This window comes from Collinsella sp. An268, from assembly GCF_002159765.1.
In the GTDB taxonomy this organism is placed as follows: domain Bacteria; phylum Actinomycetota; class Coriobacteriia; order Coriobacteriales; family Coriobacteriaceae; genus Coprousia.
In genome coordinates this window covers 147962-168972 of the sequence record NZ_NFJH01000004.1, presented here as the reverse complement: position 1 = coordinate 168972, position 21011 = coordinate 147962, and the positions used below count along the sequence as shown (strand labels likewise).

Below are 21011 nucleotides of genomic sequence, written 5' to 3'. Positions count from 1 at the left end.
TACGCTCCCAACGACTCTTTCATTAGATCACGGCTGTGTTTCCTGATCAAGTGAACAATGGCCAAACGACATATTCTGGGTGCACATTCTTTGTCCGCACGACGCCATATGCTGTTTATAGGCAGGAAGGCGCGGCAAAAGCCGCGCTGGAATTACGAGGAGGCAGCTATGTATGAACCGTCGCGCGTGTTGGCAACGTTTTATATCGCAGGGTTCCAGTTTGGCGAGGGTGCTCTTGTGCTTGACGCACTCAAGCCCGGGATGCGCCTTCAGATGGTCGCCGAGCCTGACAACCCGCACGATTCCTCGGCTATCGCATTGTATTTCGAGGGAAAGCGTCTCGGCTATATTCCGGCAGACCATAACGAGCTGTTCGCCGTTATGATGCATTACGGGCATGCAGATGCGTTCGAGTGCGTCGTACAACAAGTTGCGCCGGAGCGGAGCCCATGGCATCAGGTGCGCGCTGCTGTGTATGTCGCCGACTCGCGTTCGTCCACCGGACGATAATCCAAAAGACCACCTCGTTTCTGATTGCGTTCCTTGGGGTGATGGTTTTGAGTACGGGCATTTCTGCAGCGGTCTTGCCGCCTATTTCGCCGCACGATACACTACTCTCTGGGTTAATAGGAGGACATAATGTCCTGCAATCGTTCCAGAGACTGAGGACCATGGCAGAAGATTCGAATGAGATTAAGGCGAAACGCATCGAGCTTGGCCTTACGCAAAAAGAGTTTGCCGCTGCACTGGGGCTGGGGCCGCATGGGGACCGTACAGTGCGTCGCTGGGAGCTTGGCGAGTGCAGGCCGACCGCTGCAGACTTGAAGCTGATAAGGTCACTTGGCTACACGGCTCCCTTTGCATCGGACTGCTCTGATGACGCAGCTTTTACGTTTATCGATTTGTTTGCGGGCATTGGGGGCATCCGCCTTCCTTTTCAGGAGCTCGGTGGCCGTTGCGTCTTTTCGTGTGAGTGGGACAAGTTCGCTCAGAAGACCTATCGCATGAATTTCGGTGAAATACCCGCAGGCGATATTCGAAGCGTCTCTTCACGGGATATTCCGGATTTCGATATCCTGCTTGCAGGCTTTCCCTGCCAGCCGTTTTCTCTAGCGGGCGTTTCAAAAAAGCGCTCCCTAGGTAGGGCAACGGGTTTCGAAGATAAAACCCAAGGTACGCTTTTCTTTGAAGTTGCCCGCATCATTAGGGACAAAAGACCGCGCGCCTTTCTACTGGAGAACGTCAAGAACTTGACAAGTCACGACAAAGGGAAGACGTTCCGTATCATTATGCAGACGCTGCAGGATGAGTTGGGCTATGATGTCCATTACAAGGTCCTCGATTCGAAGCGATGGACCTGTCAACATCGTGAGCGCATCTACATTGTGGGGTTTAGGGAGCCGACAGACTTCTCTTGGGATGACCTCGAGATACAAGATGTCGAACATACGGCGGCGGAAATATTGGAAGCCGAGGTTGACGACCGTTATACGCTTTCGGATAAGCTTTGGTCATATCTTAAAGCTTACAAAGCCAAGCACGAAGCCGCCGGCAACGGATTTGGCTATAGCGTTATCGGCCCGGGGGACACCACACGCACGTTGTCAGCTCGCTATCACAAGGACGGCAGTGAGATTCTCGTCTCACGCGGAGAGGGGGAGAACCCGCGCAAGCTGACACCGCGCGAGTGCGCTCGGCTCCAGGGATTCCCGGAGCGCTTCATCATTCCCGTGTCTGATACGCAGGCATATCACCAATTTGGCAATTCCGTTACGGTTCCGGTCGTTCGATCTGTTGCAAAACTCATGTTGGAGGCGCTTCACGATGGATTACGGAACGCTGAATAAGTACTTCGACGGCGTGGCAGCAAAGCGGCTCGCCGCCGTAGACGTCGATCCAAAGAAGAGCAACCAGCACGAGTTCAATGGGGTCTCCGTCTTGCGCTCCCTGTTTGGTGACGACGACATCAAAGATATGCCCGCGAGGTTTGTGTACTTAACCGATGACGCGGATCCGCTTTTTGACAGCGGGTTAATGACTTGGTACGACGCTCGCAGGAACATACCCAATCGAACCGAATACCGTCTGTACTACAAGGACAACGCCGTTATCGAGCAGGCGCGTGAGGGTGATTTGATGGTAGTTGCCCTCACGGGGCGCGGAGAAGTCCTCGTTGCGATTACCCGTGCGGAGAGCAATATGGCATCTCAGGTATGCTGGCTCTTTGGGCTTGATGGTGCTACCACGTCGTTTGCACTCTCACAGGCTGATGAAGCCCGTGTTGGCTCACTTGCTGCCGACTTGCTTGAATGCATGGGCGTAAAGATCGATCTGCCCATTGCTGCCGATGCATACCTTGACGGACTTATCGAGACGTTTGGGAATCATTTTCCCCGAAGCGCGGAATTCTCTCGCTACGCTGCTGAGACACTGGGTGAGCTTGACTGGCACAGTCATCCAGATGAATCTCTGCTTGCCTGCTATGAACGGGAGGAGATGCTCTTCCGTCTCTTCGAGCGCTATCTTGTTGCCGGTGAGCTCGAGCCGTTTATAAGGACGGACGATATCGATGGGATTTTGCGCATTGCCATGTCGACATTCCAGCGTCGCAAATCGCGCGCCGGCTCAGCTTTTGAGAATCAGCTACGCATGCTATTCGATGCAAGGCGGATTAGCTACTCTGCCCAGAGTTATACGGAGGGAAAATCTAAACCCGATTTTATTTTCCCTTCAATAGAGGCGTATCACGACACCGCGTTTCCTGTAGAGGCTCTTACCATGTTGGGTGCCAAGACAACCATCAAAGAGAGATGGCGGCAAGTTCTGGATGAGGCAGACCGAATTGCGGAAAAGCATCTCATTACGCTAGAACCTGCGGTGAGCGAGGCATATACCAAGGCGATGCAGAAAGACCACCTGCAATTGGTGGTGCCCAGGTCTCTCTTTGCAACCTTTACGGCAGTCCAGCAACATTGGCTCATGGACGTGGCCGATTTCTGCGCCCTTGTTGAAGGCAAACAGAATAAGGTGTGCTGAAAACGAGGCGGTGTTCTCAGCACACCTTCAAGGGGTTCATAAAGTTGCTCGTAGCGGTGTGACGGGCATGCTTTCTTACCAGATGCCCAACAGGTGCTGCATGCCCAGGCTCACGGCTGCGATGCCGACCCAGCAGCAGAATCCCATGAGGATGGGCTTTCCACCCGTGCGGACGAGCTTTACGAGGTCGGTATTGAGGCCGATGGCCGCCATCGCCATTACGATAAGGAACTTCGAGAGCTCCTTCACGGGTGCAGTGACTTCGGCGGGCAGCGCAAACACGGTGGTAATGACGCTTGCGAGCACGAAGAAGAGGATGAAGACGGGGAAGATCTTTGCCAGGTTGAACGAGCCGGCGCCCTCGGTGCTCTCTCCCGCCGCTGCCGCCTTGCGAGCGCTGCGCACCTGCAGGAATGCGAGGACAAGCGTGATGGGGATGATGGCGAGCGTGCGCGTCAGCTTGACGATGGTGGCGGTATCGAGCGTGTTGGCGCCGGGGTGCATACCGTCCCAAGCCGCCGCGGCCGCAGTCACCGATGACGTGTCGTTCACGGCGGTGCCGGCAAAGAGCCCAAAGCCCTCGTTCGTGAGGCCAAGCATGCCCCCGAGGGCGGGGAAGATGAGGGCGGCGACGATGTTGAAGAGGAAGATGACCGAGATAGCCTGAGCGATCTCCTCATCATCGGCATCGATCACGGGCGCGGTTGCGGCGATGGCGGAACCACCGCAGATGGAGGAGCCCACACCGACGAGCGTCGAGATCTTCGCGGGGATCTTGAGGGCTCGGCTGAGAACGAACGCGATAACCAGCGAGGTGGTGATGGTGGAGATGATGATGGGGAGCGACGTAGCGCCAACCTGGGCTATCTGTGCAAGGTTAAGACCGAAGCCCAACAGGATGACGGCGTATTGAAGCACTTTCTTTGAGGTGTAGGCAATGCCGGATGCAAACGCGGACGTATTGCGGGAGCGGAGCATGGCGGCGGCTGCCATGCCGATGAGGATGGCGAAGACCGGGCCGCCGATGATGTCAAACTGCCTACCGAGAAGCCAGGCAGGCAATGCGATGGCGAGGCAAAGAGCGATGCCGGCGCCGTTATCTTTGATGCGTTCGAGTGCGGTCATGTCGATCTCCTCATACTGAGTGGCAATGGTGACATCGTAAAGCGCATGAGTCATAATGAATAGCCACATAACACTTATATACACATCACAATCTGTTATGAGAGGTGCTGCATGCTCGATTATCGCGTGAAGAGCTTCTTGGCCGTGTGCCGGACGGGCAGCTTTACGCGCGCCGCCGATGAGCTGCACATCACGCAGCCGGCTGTTACGCAGCACGTACGTGCGCTGGAGTCCCATTATGGCTGCGCTCTGTTTGAGCGCGAGGGAAGGGCGATGCGGCTTACGGCTGCGGGCGAGGTCGCGTATCGGCGATTGGGGGCGTTTGCCAACGATGAGGCGCGTCTGGGGTCCGAGCTTCGCTCCGCTCAAGGCGAGCCCGAGCGGGAGCTCCGGCTCGGATGCACGCGCACGGTGGCCGACTACCTGGCGCCCCTTCTGCTCACGCGGGAGCGAGGCGCCGGCGCGCTGGTAGATGTCGCGTTGACCGTGGGGAATACCGCCGAGCTAACGCGCGCCCTCACCGCGGGGGAGCTCGATCTCGCACTGGTGGAAGGGTTTTTCGACCGCGCGCTGTTTGAGGCGGAGGTGGTGGCTCGGGAGCCGTTCGTCGCCGTGGCGCGTGCGGGCAACGGCGCCCTCTCCCCGGGGGCGCGTACGCTGGAGGACCTGCTGCGATGCGAGCTCGTGGTGCGCGAGCGGGGTTCTGGTACGCGTGAGATCCTGGAACGGTTGCTCGCGGCGCGCGATCGCCGTATTGGGGATTTCGCCCGTGTGACGGAGCTCGGCGGCATTCCGGCAATCAAGGCGGTGGTGCGCGCGAGCGATGCCGTAACCTTCATCTACCGCATGGCGGTTGCCGACGAGCTCGCATGTGGTGAGCTCGAGGACGTGACGCCGGATGGTTTCGCCGTGAGCCACGATATCTGCGGCATCTGGCAGAGGGGGAGCATCTATGAGGACGACCTGCGCGCTCTTGTGGGGAGATGGCGCACTTTTTTGTCCGCACGATGTCGTAAGCTTCTGACAGGTGAAGACGAGGCGCGGTAGCGCGGCGAGGAGCGTGAGCGATGAACGAGATCAAGTGCCCCAAGTGCGGGACGGTTTTTACGGTTGATGAGTCGGGGTACGCGGACATCGTGCGTCAAGTGCGCGATGAGCAGTTCGCTGCCGAGCTGCATGAGCGCGCCGAGGCGTTTGAGCGCGAGAAGGCGCAGGCGGTTGCGCTGGCAGAGACGAAGGCGCGCAGCGAGAGCGAGCGTGCCCTGGCGTCTGCACGACAGGAGAGCGAGAGCGCGCTGGCTGCGCGTGAGGCAGAGATTCGCGAGCTGACGGCAAAGCTCGACGCCGCGGACCGCGAGCGCGCGCTCGCGCAGGAGAGCGCTGCCGCCGCCGCGCGCGAGGAGGCCGCGAAGGGCGTTGTCGACCTGCAGCGCGAAATCGATCGTCTGACGGCGGAACTCAAGCAGCGGGATGATGCGGCGGCGCTGGCGGCGGCGTCTGCCCGACAGGAGCTTGAGCGGGAGGTCGCTGCCCGCGACCAGAAGATTGCGACGCTGACGGCGGAATCCGAGGCGGCTGCCCAGAGGCAGCAGTCTGTGCTTGCCGAAGCGTCTGCGCGCGCCAAGGTTGAGCTTCACGAGAGCGTGGCGGCGAAGGATGCGGAGATCGCGGCGCTCAAGGAGAAGCTTGCCGGCGAGGGCGCGGCGCGCGAGCTGGCCGTCACCCAAGCGGTCGAGGCCGTCAGGCGGGAGCGCGACGAGGCGAGAAGCGCCCTCGTGCACGAGAAGGCCCTGTATCAGGCAGAGCGGCAGCAGATCGAGGCGACGCATAGCCTGGAGCTCGAGGAGGCCAAGAAGACCGCAACAGAGCTCATTCGCTACAAGGACGAGGAAATCGAGCGCCTGCGCGACATGAAGGCGCGCCTCTCCACCAAGATGGTGGGCGAGACACTCGAGCAGCACTGCGAGACGGAGTTCAACCGTCTTCGCATGACGGCGTTTCCGCGCGCGTACTTCGAGAAGGATAACGATGCGAGCGAGGGCACCAAGGGGGACTTCATCTTCCGCGAGTGCGATGAGGCGGGCAACGAGGTCGTCTCCATCATGTTCGAGATGAAAAACGAGAACGACGAGACGGCGACCAAGCACAAGAACGAGGACTTCTTCAAGAAGCTCGACCAGGACCGCACCAAGAAGGGCTGCGAGTACGCCGTGCTGGTGACGCTGCTGGAGCCCGAGAGCGAGCTCTACAACACGGGTATCGTCGACGTCTCCTACCGGTACCCCAAGATGTACGTCATCCGCCCGCAGTTCTTCATCCCGCTCATCACGCTGTTGCGCAATGCCGCGATGAACGCCCTCGCGTACAAGCAGGAGCTCGCGCTCGTGCGGCAGCAGAACATCGATGTGACCAATTTCGAGGCGAAGCTCGAGGATTTCCAGGGTAAGTTCCAGCGCAACTATCGCATCGCGAGCGATAAGTTCAACACGGCTATCGACGAGATCGACAAGACCATCTCGCATCTGCAGAAGGTGAAGGAGAACCTGATCTCGAGTGAGAACAACCTGCGACTTGCCAACGATAAGGCGCAGGACCTCACCATACGCAAGCTCACGCGCGGCAACGCGACCATGAAGGCGGCGTTTGAGGCGGCGCGGGAGCAGGGGGAGTGATGGGCGGGGCGCTTCGCCGCGTGTTGACGCATGGAGAAGCGCCCTCCCTCGTAGCGCTATGCGAGGAGATCCTCGATAAAGCCGACGCGGTAGTTGGTGAAGACCGCTGCGCCCTCGTCCTGAGTGGCATCGAGGTCGACGTCGGCCATGATGCCGAAGTCACGGTCGCCGGCATCGTCCGAGAAGATCTGGTGCACGTGCCAGATGTGCTCGGCCTGCTCATCGGTCTCATCGATGGTGAGAAATGCCGTTGAGCGGGCGTCGGCATCGGTGAGAATCTCCTCGTGCGCCGCATGGTAGGAATCGAGCGCGCGCTGCCAGCGCATCTCGCCCATGCCCCAGGCCTCGTCCAGCTCGCCGAGCTCGCGCACATGCCCGCGCGCCGCCAGGCGGACGCGCTGGAAGAGGGCGTTGCGCACGAGCAGCGTGACGCCGCGGCGGTCGGCAACCACCTGGTCGGCGGCCGCCGGCGGTGCGGCGTCTAGGGCTGCGGGGTCGCCGGCGGCGGCCCACTCGTCCACGAGGCTGGAATCGATGGAGCGCACCATGAAGCCGAGCCAGCTGATGACCTCGTCGAGCTCGGGCGTGCGCTTGGATGTGGGGACGGTGCGGTCGAGCGCGCGGAACGCTTCCGCCAGATAGCGCAGGAGGATTCCCTCGGAGCGGGCAATCTTGTAGCGCTGGATGTATCCCTTGAAGTCCGATGCCGTCTCGAGCATGTCGCGCAGGACCGACTTGGGGCTGAGCTCGTAGTCGTTTGCCCACGGCACCTTCTGGCAGTATTGGGCAAAGGCGGCTGCAAGCAGATCCTCGAGCGGTTTGGGGTACGAGACCTCGGCGATGCGCTCGAGGCGCTCCTCATAGTCCACGCCCTCGGCCTTCATGGCCGCCATGGCGGCATCGCGCGCGGCGCGCTCTTGGGCGCGCAGTACCTGCTTGGGGTCCTCGAGGGTTGCCTCGACCATCGAGATGAGGTCGAGCATGTAGGTCTCGCTCTCGGGGTCGAGGAGCTCGAGAGCGGCGAGCAGGAACGGCGAGAGCGGCTGGTCGAGGGCGAAGTCCTCCGGCAGGTCCACGGTGAGAGCGTAGTCGCGCTCGGGCTCGGCGTCCGCCGGGGCGCCCGGCGCGGGAGGGACGTCCGCCACCACGACGACGCCGGAATCGATAAGCGTGGCGAAGATCTCGTCGGCCCGGGCCTCGAGCCGCACCTTTTCCTCCGGGGACTGAAGGCTGCCCGCGATGAGCTCGGACACGCGCCGCCGGGCATCTCCTCCGCGCTCCACCATCGAGAGCACCATCGAGTGCGTGATGGCGAGACGGGGCTTTAGCGTTTCGGACGCCGCCTCGCACAGGCGCTCGAACGTCTGCTTGTTCCAGGTGACGAAGCCCTCGGGCGGCTTCTTGCGCTTGATCTTGCGGAGCTTTTTGGGGTCGTCGCCCGCTTTGGCGACGAGCTTGGCGTTCTCGATCTCGTGCTCGGGCGCCTCGGCGATGACGAGCCCCTCGGTGTCGAAGCCCGCGCGGCCGGCGCGCCCCGCGATCTGGTGGAACTCGCGGGCGCGGAGGCGGCGCATTTTATGGCCGTCGTACTTGGTGAGCGCCGTTAAGACCACCGTGTGGATGGGCACGTTGATGCCGACACCGAGCGTGTCGGTGCCACAGATAACCGGGAGGAGCCCCTGCTGGGCGAGTTTCTCGACGAGCAGGCGGTAGCGGGGGAGCATGCCCGCGTGGTGCACGCCGACGCCGCAGGAGATGAGGCGCTTCAAGATCTTGCCGAAGGCGGTGGAGAAGCGGGTGCCGCGACTGACCTCCTTGATGCGCTCGCGCTGCTCCTTGGTGGCGACGCCGAAGTTTGCGAGCGCCGTTGCCGAGGCGAGGGCGGCGTCCTGTGAGAAGTGCACGATGTAGAGCGGCGCCTCCCCGCGGCGGAGGGCGAGCTCGACCGTTCCCTCGAGCGCGGTGTCGACGTACTCGAAGGCGAGGGGCACGGGGCGGGGCGCGTCGGCCACGGTGTCGACGGCGCGGTCGGTCTTCTCCTCGAGCGCGGCGGCGATGACGGAGGTGTCGCCGAGCGTGGCGCTCATGAGCATGAACTGCGTATGGGGCAGGGTGAGCAGCGGCACCTGCCAGGCCCATCCGCGGTCGGGGTCGGCGAAGTAGTGGAACTCGTCCATGGCGACGGTGCCCACGTCCGCCTCGTCGCCCTCGCGGAGCGCTTGGTTGGCGAGAATCTCGGCCGTGCAGCAGATGACGGGCGCGGCGGTGTTGATGTGCGTGTCACCCGTGATCATGCCGACGTTCTCGCGGCCGAGCACCGCGACCAGGTCGAAGAACTTCTCGGAGACGAGCGCCTTGATGGGGGCGGTGTAGTAGGCGCGGTGTCCCTGCGCCATCGCCATAAAGAGCTGGCCGAGCGCCACCAGCGACTTACCCGAGCCGGTGGGCGTGCCCAGGATAACGTGGTCACCCGCGGCGAGGTCCATCAGCGCCTCCTCCTGATGCGGCCACAGGTCGATGCCGCGCCCCTCGCACCACGCGAGGAACCGCTCGAAGGCCTCGTCGGCCGTGAGCCAGGGCTCGGGCTCCGAGCCGTCATCGGGTTCGAACCAGCTGGGCGAGAGCGCGCCGAGCGAGCCGGGTGCGGCGGGCGCGGTGGCGCCGGCGGCAAACGAGCTCGCGGCGGCGCGGGCGTTGTCGCCGCAGATGGTATCGAGGTGCGGAGCGGGGGTTTCTGGCATGCGCGGGGCTCCAATCGAGATGGTGTGTCGGGTCCATTATGGCAGACCGCCGCGCCACGGCGGTATTACGCGCGCTCTCTGGCGGCCTCGCGCCGGCGGCGGTTGATGAGGTTGGTGACGGCCGCCTCCATGCCGAGCGGAACATAGGGGAGGCTCTCGAGGTCATCGGGGAGATAGGCCATGAGGCTCTGCTCCGCCGCGCGCCCTTGGGCGATCTGATCTCGTGTGGGCTCGGCCCCCGGGGTGGCGCAGACGCCCCAGACCGTGGCGCCCTGGGCGGCGAGTCGGCTCTCGTACTCCGATGCGGGGGTGTCCGGGTGCTCGCGGCGCACGTCGTCTGAAGACCAGAGAACCTCGTAGCCCGCGGCGGCGAGCTGGATGAGCGTGTAATCGCGCAGCGGCTGGCTGTCGGTGCGAAGGGTAAGGGTCCCGCCTGCGGCGATGATGCGCCGGTAGGCGAGGAGATGGTCGACGGTGGTGGTGCGCCTCGGGGCGAAGTGCCGCTTGGGATAGGGCGTGGGGAAGTTGAGCGTTATGGCCGCGATCTCGCCGGGGGCGAAGATGCGTCCGAGCGCACCGGCGCCGCGCGGCAGGACGAGCGCGTTGGTCAGACCGTCCTCGACGATGCGCTGCGCCGCGTAGGCGATGCAGATGGGCTCGATGTCCATACCGATGAAGAGGTCCTGCGGCGCGCGACGAGCGCTCTCGGCGAGAAAGGCGCCCTTGCCGCAGCCGAGGTCGAGGTGGACCGCGTCAAAGTGTGCCCCGCCCGCATGTCCGGACCCCAGCGGCCAGCACGCCTCCGCCCAGCGCCCGGCATAGGCCTCGGGGCGCTCCTCGATGGCGGTGCCGAAGCGCGCGAGGCGCTCCTCGAGCACGAAGTTCTTGGGTGTGCGGATGTGCGTGAGTCCCATGGGCGGTCCTTGCGGGTTGCGGGCGGTCGGGTGCGCTGCTGGGTTGCTAGCGCTTGCGGAGAACAAGATAGCGGTTCAGCTCGCCGCTCCGGCCGTCAGCGGAAAAGCGCGCACATTCTTCAGCGTGCCTGGCGGGGACGGACGCCACGAGGCGGTCGAGCTCCGCCTCGTCGGTGTGATGGCAGAAGCGAAGCGCGCCGCCCTCATCCTGCCATCCGAGAAAGTGATCCCCCACCTCGAGGTCGACGGGGTCATAGCCCTCCCAGGGAGGTGCCGCGACGGCACCATGGTCGGAAACCGCCGCCTTTCCCGCAAGGCGCGCATCGTCCATAAAGCGCCAGAACGACACGGCGACGATGCCGCCGGGCGCGGCCTGCGCCACGAGTTCGCGGAGCAGGGCGGCGCGCAGGGCCTCCCCGGGGACGTGGTGCATGAAACCGAAGCAGGCGACGAGCTCGCCGGCGGGGAGCTCGCGTCCTGTTGGCGAGAGGGTCCGGGTGCCGGGGGCGAGCAGGCGCTCTAGGATATCGGCCTCGTGGAAGGCGATGGACAGCCGATCGGTCGCGTCCGGGGTCTCGGCGGACTGCGCGAGCGGCGCACAGCGGTCGATCCCGTGATAGGCGATGCGCTCTTGGGAAAGAGCCTGTGCGAGGAACCGTGCGAGGCGCATGTTGCCGCAGGCGACGTCGAGCACGTGCAGCGATGTAGGGAAAGCCGCTGCGCCGTCCGTCTTCCCACGTGCCGCCTCTACCAGCCGCGCGACCTTCTCCCAGCCCGTCCACGGGGTCGAGCGGGTGGCGGAGAAGGATGCCGCGTGCGAGCGGTAGAAGCGGTTGTTGAGGGCAATGAGCTTGCGTGCAACGGCTTGGTCCATAGGTTCCTCCTCCGTTTCAGTCTAGCGAACCCTTGCAGCGAGCGCGGGGCTTATTTCTCGCGTGCGCACTTGCTGTTTGCAGCGCGCCGGGCCGATTGAGGTCTATCGTGCGCGCACGGTGTGAGGCTTCGCCGGACGTGTGCGCGCCCGGGGGAGCCGCCCTGCGGCGACTCGGCTACAATCGAGGCATGGAAGAGATCATCACAGAGATTTTGCGGCGCCTGCGGGCGGGCGAGGCGGTGAACGACCGTGCGCTCGTCAAGCTCATCCATGCTGCGGCGAAGCGTGCGGGCGGGGACAAGCGGGCCTTTGCCAAGCGGCGCCTACTGCCTTTCTACCAGCGCGTGAAGCGCGAGGAGCCCGAGCGTTGGCGCACATGGGGCGTGACCCCCGCGCTTGAGCAGCGGCTGCTCGGGGTACTCCGCATGAAGCCGCGCCGCTCCGCCTCGGGCGTCGCCACCATCACGGTCATCACCAAGCCCTGGCCGTGCTCGGGCGCATGCAGGTTCTGCCCGAGCGACCTGCGCTGCCCCAAGAGCTATCTGGCGGACGAGCCCGCCTGCGAGCGTGCGGTGCAGAACGCCTTCGACCCGTATCTCCAGGTCTCGGCACGGCTCACCGCGCTTGCGCAGATGGGGCATGCGACCGACAAGATCGAGCTGATCGTGCTCGGCGGCACGTGGAGCGACTACCCCGAGGGCTACCAGACGTGGTTCATGACCGAGCTGTTCCGTGCCCTCAACGACGACGCCGTTGCCGGTGTGGCCGCAAATCCGCTCCTGCGCGGATTTGCGGATGAGGGCGGCAGCCCTGCGGGCGGAGTCGGCGGTGCGGCGGGCAGGGATGCTCCGGGCGGAGCCGACGCGGCGGGGTGCGCCCCCGCTGCGGCCGACCCCGTGCCACCGGGCGTGCGCGCTCGCCGGGCGGAGCTCGCGGCGCTCGGCATCCTGCCCGCCGGCGCGGCCTCCGATGCGTTTCTCGGTATCGACGCGAGCGACCTCGCGCGGTCGCAGGGCGCGGTCGCAGCGGGTACCCTCAGCTATAACGCGGCCGTGACGAAGCTCTTCGGCACGCGCGATCCCTGGCGCCGTCTCGCCGCAACGCAGACGGCCGCTATGGCAGATCTCGTGCGCGAGCAGCGCCGCAACGAGGACGCGCGCCACCGCGTGGTGGGGCTCGTGGTCGAGACGCGTCCGGATGCCATCACGCCCCGGCGCCTCGACCTCATCCGCCGCATGGGCGCCACCAAGATCCAGATGGGCGTGCAGAGCACCTGCCAGCACGTCCTCGACGTCAACGGGCGGCGCACGCGGGTTGCGGATATCGAGCGGGCGTTCGCGCTGCTCAGGCTCTTTGGGTTCAAGATCCATGCCCATGCGATGGTGAACCTGCTGGGTGCGGACCCGGTGTCCGACAAGGCGGACTATCGGCGCCTGGTGGAGGACCCCGCCTTCTGCCCCGACGAGATCAAGCTCTACCCCTGCGCCCTGATCGACGGCACGCCGCTCGCGCGCGATTGGCGCGCCGGCAGGTGGCGGCCCTATACGGAGGCCGAGCTCGTCGACGTGCTCTGCGCCGATGTCGCGGCGACGCCCGCGTTCTGCCGCGTGTCGCGCATGATCCGCGACTTCTCGACGGGCGACATCGTGGCGGGCAACAAGAAGCCCAACCTGCGTCAGCTCGTCGAGCAGCGCCTGGCCGGCGAGCCCGTCCGCGAGATACGCTTCCGCGAGATCGCAACCGACGACGTCGACCTCGCGACGCTCAGCCTGGACGAGGTCGCGCAGCGCACCTCCGTCTCCAACGAGCGATTCCTGCAGTGGGTGACGCCCGCGGGGCGCATCGCGGGTTTCCTGCGCCTGTCGCTTCCCGATCCCGCCGCGGTCGCTGCCCTCGCAGAGGAGATGGCCGCCGCAGGGCTCGCCTGCCCCATAGCGCCCGGTGAGGCCATGATCCGCGAGGTGCACGTGTACGGCATGGCGGCGCGCGTGGGCGAGGCGGGCGGCGAGGCGCAGCACCACGGGCTGGGGCGCCGCCTGGTCGAGCGCGCCTGCACCATCGCCCGCGCCGCGGGGTATATGCGGGTAAACGTCATCAGCGCGGTGGGTACGCGGGCCTATTATCGTCGGTTGGGTTTTGTCGACGGCGATCTCTACCAGTGTCGCGACCTTGCCGTTGCGCCGGAGCGGAGGGGAGATTCCCATGAACATGCGTGATGCCTACCGGATGCTCGGCATCGTCGCCCTCATCCTCGTTATCGCGTTCGCCCTGCAGCTGGCGACGCTCCCTCCGGCGGGCATCGCGCTCGTTCTTGTGGTGGTGGCCGTCGTGTTCGCGGCGCTGTTCGCGAGCCGCCGCCGCGCTCGCGCCCAAGCGCGCCCGACGAGCGACGTGCGGGTCCGTACGCTCACGGCGCCCACGGGCGAGGAGGTGCGCGTGCTCGAGAGCGGCGGCGTGTACCAGTCGGCGACCTATGTGGGGGAGCGGCGCTTCGAGCCGGTTTTCGCCTACCAGCGCGCCTTCGAGGTGCTGTTTGACGCCGATGGGCCCATGCGGGCGGCATGCGGGCACGGCATCGAGCGCGCGCTCGCCCTGGGCGGGGGCGGCTTCGCCTGGCCCAAGTACACGCTCCTGCGTCATAAGGACCTCGCGCTCGATGTGGTCGAGCGCGACCCGGACGTCATCGAGGCGGCGCGGCGCTGGTTCTATCTGGACGACCTCGCTGCGCGCGTCGACGGGCGCCTGCAGGTTATGGAGGTCGACGGCCGTGAGCTCATCGACGAGCTCGCCGACGGTATGGAAAACGCTTCGACGCCCTTGGCCGTGCACAGCCGCGCACCCTACGATGCCATCGTGAACGATACGTTTGCTGGGAGCGAGCCGGCGCACTCCCTCGCCACGGTGGAGGCGGCCCGCTCGATGCGCGCGGCGCTCAACCCCGGCGGCGTGTATCTCACCAACGTGGTATCCCGCGACGAGGGGAGGGACCTCGCTTTTCTGCGCGATGAGGTGGCGACGCTCTCCGCGGTGTTCGCGCACGTGCACATCATCCCCGCGACCGACGAGGACTGGGGCGGCGAGGACAACTACCTTGTGATCGCGACGGACGGTCCCTACACCTTCTCGGGGTCGATCCCCTTCGACGAGGACTTCCTCGGCACGCCGCTCAGAGACGACGCGACGTAGGGACCGATTGCCCTCAACGGGAACGGCCCGCCCGCGCACGGGACACAGCGCGGGCGGGCCGAGGCTCAGCGGGTGCGACGCGCGCTAGCGAAGCGCGAACTGCAGGTAATCGACGGCGATGGCGGCGATCACCACGCCGGCGGCCATCGCGCCGAGCACGCTTTTGGGGCCGATGACGGCAAAGTGGCGGCGCCATCCCTCCATATCGGCGAGGGGCCGCTCGCCCTTCTTCCCCTTGAGCAGCAGCATGCCGGCGAGTACGAAGAGCATGAGGGCCGCTACGAAAAGGAGTGCGTCCTTGGCCGCCTCGAGGCCCGAGGAGAGGCCGGCTCCCCCCAAGAGGGCGCCCAAGATGCCGGCGACAAGACCGAGAAGGATGCCGCCGGCCATCCCGAGGCCGAGGGCCTTGAGGACGTCGCGGGCGCCGGCCGCCTTCCCCGCGGTCTCACGGGGCGCGGTCGCGGCGGCGGTATTTTGCGAGACGGCGCCGCCGCCCGCGCGCTCGGTCCCCCGCTTCTTGCTCATCGTGCCGTTCCGGCGAGCGCGAGCGCGCGCGGGCAGGCGACAAAGTGCCCGGGCGTGACCTCGGTGAGCGGCGGCTGTGCGTCGCACGCGCCCTCATGGTACTTGCAGCGGCCCTTGAAGCGGCATCCCGGCGGCGTGTTGATGGGGCTCGGAACGTCGCCCTCGAGCTTGATCTTCTTCTTCTCGCGCTCGCGCTCCACCTCCGGGTCGGGGACGGGGATGGCGGAGAGCAGCGCCTTGGTGTAGGGGTGCAGCGGGTTGGCGAAGAGCTCCTCGGAGGGTGCGAGCTCCACGAGCGTGCCGAGGTACAGGACGGCGATGCGGTCTGAGATGTGCTTCACCATCGAGAGGTCGTGCGCGACGAAGAGGTAGGTGAGGCCCATCTGGCGCTGCAGCTGGATGAGCAGGTTGACCACCTGCGCCTGGATGGAGACGTCGAGGGCGGAGATGGGCTCGTCGAGCACGATGAACTCGGGGTCAACGGCGAGCGCGCGGGCGATGCCGATGCGCTGGCGCTGTCCGCCGGAGAACTCGTGCACAAACCGGTTGGCGTGCTCGCGGTTCAAACCGACCATCTCGAGGCAGCGGAAGATCTTGTCTTGGCGCTCTTGCTTGGTCTTGCAGAGCCCGTGGATGTCGATGCCCTCGGCCACGATGTCCGCCACGGTCATGCGCGGGTCGAGCGAGCCGTAGGGGTCCTGGAAGACCATCTGCACCTCGCGCTTGAACGCCTGGCGGTCGCGCCCGGAAAGCGCGTGCACGTCCTTGCCCTTGTAGCGCACCTCGCCGTCCGTCTTGTCATACAGGCCGATGCAGGTGCGGCCGCAGGTGGTCTTGCCGCAGCCGGATTCGCCCACCATGCCGAGCGTCTCGCCCTTGTAGATGTCGAACGACACGTCGTCCACGGCTTTGAGGATGGAGCCGCGGCCCACGTTGAAGTACTTCTTCAGGTGCCGCACCGAGAGCAGCACCTCCTTGTCAGCGCTCATCGCGACACCTCTTTCTCGGTCGGGGCTCCATCGGTTGCGGCAGACGCCGCCCCGGTGCCCGGGGCAACGGTCGTCGGGGAGTCATGGTCCGGCATGTCCACCTTGGGGGCCATGGGGTGATGGAGCCAGCAGGCGGCGGTGTGCCCGTTACCAAAGTCGGTGAATGCGGGCATCTTCTCCTTGCAGATCGCCATGCAGTACTTGCAGCGCGTCGAGAAGGGGCAGCCGGCGGGCGGGTTCAAAAGATCGGGCGGCATACCGGGGATGGAGGCGAGCTCCTGCTTGTTCTTGAGGTCCAGGCGCGGCACGCTCTCGATAAGGGCCCAGGTATAGGGGTGGCGCGCGCGGTAGAAGATATCCTCGCTCGTGCCGCGCTCCACGATGACGCCGGAGTACATGACCGCGATGGTCTGCGCGATGTTGGCGACGACGCCCAGGTCATGCGTGATCATGATGACCGAGGTGTTGTGCTCGCGCTGCAGGTCCTTGATGATGTCCAGGATCTGGCTCTGGATGGTCACGTCGAGCGCCGTGGTGGGCTCGTCGCAGATGAGGAGGTCGGGGTCGCAGGCAAACGCGATGGCGATCATCACGCGCTGGCGCATGCCGCCCGAGAACTGGTGCGGATACTGCTTGAAGCGCTTCTCCGGCTCGGGGATGCCCACGCGGCGGAGCATCTCGATCGCCTCGGCCTTGGCCTCGTCTTTGGACATGTGGCGGTGGGCGATGAGGTTCTCCATAATCTGCTTGCCCACGCGCATGGTGGGGTTGAGCGCGGCGAGCGCGTCCTGGAAGATGATGGCGCAGTCGTCGCCGCGGTAGGCCTGCCACTGCTTGCTCGTATAGTCCAGAATGTTCTCGCCGTTATAGAGGATCTCGCTGCCCTGTTTGATCTCGCCCTGGGGGCCCTTGATGAGGCCCATGATGGCCTTGGCGGTGACGGATTTTCCGCAGCCCGACTCGCCCACGATGGCGATGGCGCGGCCGCGCTCGACGTCGAACGACACGCCCCGCACGGCTTTGACCTCACCGGCGTAGGTATGGTAGGAGACGCGCAGGTCGCGCACCTTGAGGATGGTAGGGGATTCAGCCATGATGCACCCTTTCTTTCGTGCCGGCTAGTCGCGCAGCTTCGGGTCGAGGGCGTCACGCAGACCGTCGCCCAGCAGGTTGAAGGCCATGACGATGATGCACAGGATGAGGCAGGGGAACAGCAGCTGCGACGGGTAGAAGTCGAGCGTCTGCTGGCCCATCGAGATGAGCACGCCCAGGCTGATCTCGGGCGAGGTGAGGCCGATGCCGAGGAAGCTCAGGCCCGCCTCGGTGAAGATGAAGTTGGGGATGGCCGTCGATGCGTCGAGGATGAGGATGCTGATCATGTTGGGCACGTAGTGCTTGAGGATGATGCGCAAAGGGCTCGCGCCCAGCACCTCGGCAGCGTAGACGTACTCGGATTCCTTGAGCTGCTTGATCATGCCGCGCACCTGGCGGGCGGTGTTGCACCATGCCGTGATGCTCAGGGCGACGAGCAGTGCGAAGAGGTTGTTGCCCAGAACCATCATGATGAGGATCACGAGCAGGAGGTTGGGCAGCGAGTTGATGACCTCGATGAAGCGCATCATGAGGTCGTCCACCCAGCCGCCGAAGTGCGCCATGATCGCGCCGTAGAGCGTGCCGAAGACGAGCTTCACCGCGGTGGCCACGAGCGCGATGATGACCGAGGCGCGGGCGCCCATCCACACGCGGCTGAACAGGTCGCGCCCGAGGCTGTCGGTGCCAAACCAGTACTCAGCGCTCGGGCCGAGGTTGCGGTCGGCGGTGTTCATGTCGAGAAGCGAGTAGCCGCGCATATAGGGGCCCACGATCACCATGACGCACAGGAGGCCGAGGACGACGAGCGCCCCCATGGCGACGGGGTTCTTGCGCAGGCGGCGCCAGGCATCGGCCCAGTACGAGATGGTGGGGCGGTCGATGCGGTTCGCCTCCTCCTGCGTGAAGCCCACGACGCGGAAGTCATCGGGCGTGAGCTCGGCTTGAGCGCCGGCGGCGGTTGTAGCGGCGACGTTGCAATCTGCCATCGGTGTCCCTCCCTAGCGGCTTTCGGAGCCCGGCATGGAGATGCGCGGGTCAACCAAGGCGTACAGGATGTCGGTGATAAAGAGGACCACGATGTAGATGAGCGAGAGGAATACCGTGAGGCCCAACACGATCGAGAGGTCCTGATTGTTGACCGAGGTGACGAAATACTGGCCGATGCCCGGGATGGCGAAGATGCTCTCGATGAAGAACGAGCCGGTGATGCACATGGCGACCGACATGGGCAGCTGCGTCATCACGGGGATGAAGGAGTTGCGCAGGATATGGCGGCGCACCACCTGCGCGCGGCTGAGCCCCTTGGACTCGGCGGTGAGGACGTAGTCCTGGTTCACCACGTCGAGCATCGAGGACTTGAGCAGGCGCGAATAGGTCGCCACATACGTGAAGCAGCCGGTGAGCGTGGGGAGCACCGTGTACTGCCAGCCGCCGAACCACAGCTGGGAGCCGGAGGGCCAGCCGATGCTCGGGAAGATGCGGAGCTCGCCGGCGAACACCTTCTGCAGCAGCAGGCCCAAGACGAAGTGGGGGATGGATATCAGGAGCACCGACAATCCCACCACGAGGTAGTCGGGGAGCCTGCCGCGCTTCGTCGCGGCGAGGATGCCGAGGCCGAGGCCCACGGTCACGCCGAGCAGCATCTGCTGGATGCCGAGCCGCGCCGATACGGGCAGGCGGTCGTGCAGAAGGCCCTCGACGGTCTGGCCGGCGTAGACGAAGGACTCGCCGAAGTCGCCCTGCGCCATGTTGACCATCTGCGTGACGTAGCGCTCCATCATGGGCCGGTCGAGGCCGTAGCGCTCGTAGAGCTGGGCGCGGGTTTCGACGGGGAGCTTGTTGGCGCGCTCGGTCAAAGGATCGCCGGGAACCGCCTCGAGCAGGAAAAACGTTGCCGTCGCGATGAGGAAGAGCGTGAGGATCATCTCGAAGAACCGGCGAATGGTGTACTTGACCATAAGACTGCCTCCATAGGCGGGGAAGGAGCCCGAGGGCTCCTTCCCAGTGAGACGGGCATGTAGGAGAAGCATACCGCAGCGCTATCGGCGCGGCCACCCCTCTCAGTCGGGGGCGTGCGTGCGCCCCCGGTGGGTGCCTCAGTTACCGCGGCCCTCGATGGAGGTGTGATAGAACTCCTGGCTCGCGCCAAACGAGGACCAGCAGAAACCCTTGACCCAGTTCTGGAGGAAGTACTCCTTCTCGGCAAAGTAAATCGGGACGACGGCGGCGTCCTCCATAAGCAGCGTCTCCGCCTTGGTGTAGAGGTCCAGGCGAACGGCGTTGTCCGTCTCGCCCTCGAGCGCGTCGATGTAGCCGTCGAACTCGGCGTTGCTGTAGCCGCCGCTCACGCTCTCAAACTCGCCGGTGTAGAAGCAGTTCAGGTAGTCCAGCGGATCGTTGTAGTCGCTGTACCAGCCGTTGTAGTACGCATCGTAGTTGCCGGCCTCGCGCTCGGCCTCGAACAGCGTGTAGTCGCCCACGGTGTTGAGCTCGACGGTGATGCCGAGGACCTGCTGCCACATCTGCTGCACGTACTCGCGCAGGGAGTTGACCTCGGTGGTGCTGCCCTGGGTCAGAAGGGTGATGGTCACCTGCGAGAGGTCGGTGTCCATGCCGAGCTCGGAGAGGCCCTCCTGGAAGAGCTCCTGCAGCGCCTCGGCATCGCCCACGTACTTGTCGTACTCATCCTTGAGCGGCTCGTCGACCTGGTCGCGGTAGGAGCTGCCGTCAAACTGGATGGCGGGGGAGATGATGGAGTAGGCGGGCTTGTAGCGGCCGAAGACGACCTCGATGATGTCGTCGCGGTCGAGGGCGTAGGAGAGGGCCTTGCGCACCTTGGCGTTGCCGATCACGCCGGACTTGCCGCCGTTCTTGTTGTCGAAGACGAGCCACTGGGTGCCGGGGTAGTCGGTGACGAGCCGCTGGATCTCGCCGGCCTCCGCCTTCTCCGCGTACTGCACGGAGTAGTCGCCGGAGGTCTGCAGGACGTCGAGCTCGCCGTTGTCGAACATGCCGGCTGCCGTGGAGTCCTCGTCGATGAGGTTCCAGGTGACGCTCTCGAGCTTTACGTTGTCGGCGTCCCAGTACTCGGGGTTCTTGGTCCAGACCATGCGGTTGTCCTCAACGAGCTCGCTCATGCAGAACGGGCCGTTGTAGACGCACAGGCTCCAGTCCTTGCCCCATTGGTCGCCCGCCGCCTCGGCGATGTCCTGACGGGTGGGGTAGAGCGGGGTCGCCACGAGCTTGGCCTCAAAGGTGGCGTCGGGCTCGGTGAGGGTGACTTGGAAGGTGTAGTCGTCAAGCGCGACGAGCGCGATGTCGTCTGCCGAGCCGGTGCCCGCCTTGTACTCGGTCACGCCAACCACGTTGTCGATGTACCAGCTGTAGCTGTAGCCGTACTCGGGGTTGACGAGGCGCTTCCAGCCGTAGACGTAGTCATGGGCGGTCACGGGCTCGCCGTCGGACCATTTGGCGTCCTGGCGCAGGTGGAAGGTGTAGACCGTCTGGTCGTCCGAGATATCGATGCTCTCGGCGCCGTCGAGAATGAACTGCTCGCCGTTCTCCTCGTCGGCCACGTCACGGTAGATGCCCGCATAGCAGGCTGCCATCATCCAGCGCCAGCCCATGTCCTGCACGTCGTAGTTGTTGCCAAAGCTGGCCACGCAGACGTTGAGGTTCTGGGTGTCGCCCTCGACGGGGCCCGAACCCGCCGGCGCGCTGTCGCCGCCGGTGCAGCCGGCGAGCGCAAACGCTCCCGCCGCCACGGGGAGGGATGCCAAAAACGTCCTTCTGTCGAGTACCATGAGGTCAACTCCTTCTGTCGACTTCGGTTAGTAAATACACAGCATAATGACTAC

The 21011-nt window shown here is 64.7% G+C and carries 17 protein-coding genes; 7 read left to right on the top strand and 10 right to left on the bottom strand.

Annotated elements, in window-relative coordinates:
- Window positions 1-168 precede the first annotated feature (168 nt).
- From B5F70_RS04825 to B5F70_RS04815, 3 genes are all read left to right on the top strand, one after another.
- Window positions 169-510: an HIRAN domain-containing protein gene (locus tag B5F70_RS04825; RefSeq protein ID WP_087204428.1), complete on the top strand. Its 342-nt coding sequence runs from the start codon at window positions 169-171 to the stop codon at window positions 508-510.
- Window positions 511-671: 161 nt separating this feature from the next.
- Window positions 672-1847, top strand: a complete 1176-nt coding sequence (dcm, locus tag B5F70_RS04820) for a DNA (cytosine-5-)-methyltransferase (RefSeq protein WP_087204427.1) — start codon at window positions 672-674, stop codon at window positions 1845-1847.
- Window positions 1825-3036, top strand: coding sequence for a type II restriction endonuclease (locus B5F70_RS04815; protein WP_087204426.1), 1212 nt, complete (start codon window positions 1825-1827; stop codon window positions 3034-3036). The genes dcm and B5F70_RS04815 overlap by 23 nt, the downstream gene beginning before the upstream one ends.
- A 75-nt stretch (window positions 3037-3111) precedes the next feature.
- Here B5F70_RS04815 and B5F70_RS04810 read toward each other — a convergent pair whose 3' ends face one another.
- Entirely contained in the window at window positions 3112-4161 is a 1050-nt protein-coding gene (locus B5F70_RS04810) for a YeiH family protein (protein WP_087204425.1), read from the bottom strand.
- A gap of 111 nt (window positions 4162-4272) precedes the next feature.
- Here B5F70_RS04810 and B5F70_RS04805 point away from each other — a divergent pair, with 111 nt between their 5' ends.
- The gene (locus B5F70_RS04805; protein WP_087204424.1) at window positions 4273-5208 is read left to right on the top strand and encodes a LysR family transcriptional regulator; all 936 of its coding nucleotides are present in this window, start codon (window positions 4273-4275) and stop codon (window positions 5206-5208) included.
- Window positions 5209-5228: 20 nt separating this feature from the next.
- Window positions 5229-6833, top strand: a complete 1605-nt coding sequence (locus B5F70_RS04800) for a DUF2130 domain-containing protein (protein ID WP_087204423.1) — start codon at window positions 5229-5231, stop codon at window positions 6831-6833.
- Between the two features lie 56 nt (window positions 6834-6889).
- Here the strand turns inward: B5F70_RS04800 and B5F70_RS04795 are convergent, their stop codons facing one another.
- The 3 genes from B5F70_RS04795 to B5F70_RS04785 all read right to left on the bottom strand — a co-directional run bounded on the left by B5F70_RS04795 (window position 6890) and on the right by B5F70_RS04785 (window position 11362).
- Entirely contained in the window at window positions 6890-9574 is a 2685-nt protein-coding gene (locus B5F70_RS04795) for a DEAD/DEAH box helicase (RefSeq protein WP_087204422.1), read from the bottom strand.
- Between the two features lie 65 nt (window positions 9575-9639).
- On the bottom strand, window positions 9640-10488 hold the full coding sequence (locus B5F70_RS04790; protein ID WP_087204421.1) for a methyltransferase domain-containing protein: 849 nt from the start codon (window positions 10486-10488) through the stop codon (window positions 9640-9642).
- A 46-nt stretch (window positions 10489-10534) separates the two neighbouring features.
- Window positions 10535-11362, bottom strand: a complete 828-nt coding sequence (locus B5F70_RS04785; protein ID WP_087204420.1) for a class I SAM-dependent methyltransferase — start codon at window positions 11360-11362, stop codon at window positions 10535-10537.
- 188 nt (window positions 11363-11550) lie between these two features.
- Between B5F70_RS04785 and B5F70_RS04780 the strand changes: the two genes are divergently transcribed.
- Both B5F70_RS04780 and B5F70_RS04775 read left to right on the top strand, forming a co-directional pair.
- Entirely contained in the window at window positions 11551-13578 is a 2028-nt protein-coding gene (locus tag B5F70_RS04780) for a tRNA uridine(34) 5-carboxymethylaminomethyl modification radical SAM/GNAT enzyme Elp3 (RefSeq protein WP_087204419.1), read from the top strand.
- The gene (locus B5F70_RS04775) at window positions 13565-14548 is read left to right on the top strand and encodes a fused MFS/spermidine synthase (protein ID WP_241145902.1); all 984 of its coding nucleotides are present in this window, start codon (window positions 13565-13567) and stop codon (window positions 14546-14548) included. Before B5F70_RS04780 ends, B5F70_RS04775 begins: the two co-directional genes overlap by 14 nt.
- An 84-nt stretch (window positions 14549-14632) precedes the next feature.
- Here B5F70_RS04775 and B5F70_RS04770 read toward each other — a convergent pair whose 3' ends face one another.
- The 6 genes from B5F70_RS04770 to B5F70_RS04745 form a co-directional block, all read right to left on the bottom strand.
- Window positions 14633-15073 carry a hypothetical protein gene (locus B5F70_RS04770; RefSeq protein ID WP_087204418.1) on the bottom strand — a complete coding sequence of 147 codons (441 nt, stop codon included), beginning with the start codon at window positions 15071-15073 and terminating at the stop codon, window positions 14633-14635.
- Window positions 15070-16062, bottom strand: a complete 993-nt coding sequence (locus tag B5F70_RS04765) for an oligopeptide/dipeptide ABC transporter ATP-binding protein (protein WP_087204417.1) — start codon at window positions 16060-16062, stop codon at window positions 15070-15072. The genes B5F70_RS04770 and B5F70_RS04765 overlap by 4 nt, the downstream gene beginning before the upstream one ends.
- Window positions 16059-17156, bottom strand: coding sequence for an ABC transporter ATP-binding protein (locus B5F70_RS04760; protein ID WP_087204416.1), 1098 nt, complete (start codon window positions 17154-17156; stop codon window positions 16059-16061). Before B5F70_RS04760 ends, B5F70_RS04765 begins: the two co-directional genes overlap by 4 nt.
- 24 nt (window positions 17157-17180) lie before the next feature.
- Complete coding sequence (locus tag B5F70_RS04755; protein WP_087204415.1) at window positions 17181-18140, bottom strand: ABC transporter permease; 960 nt, start codon at window positions 18138-18140, stop codon at window positions 17181-17183.
- A 12-nt stretch (window positions 18141-18152) separates the two neighbouring features.
- Entirely contained in the window at window positions 18153-19112 is a 960-nt protein-coding gene (locus B5F70_RS04750) for an ABC transporter permease (RefSeq protein WP_087204414.1), read from the bottom strand.
- Window positions 19113-19250: 138 nt separating this feature from the next.
- The gene (locus B5F70_RS04745) at window positions 19251-20957 is read right to left on the bottom strand and encodes a peptide ABC transporter substrate-binding protein (protein WP_087204413.1); all 1707 of its coding nucleotides are present in this window, start codon (window positions 20955-20957) and stop codon (window positions 19251-19253) included.
- Window positions 20958-21011 lie beyond the last annotated feature (54 nt).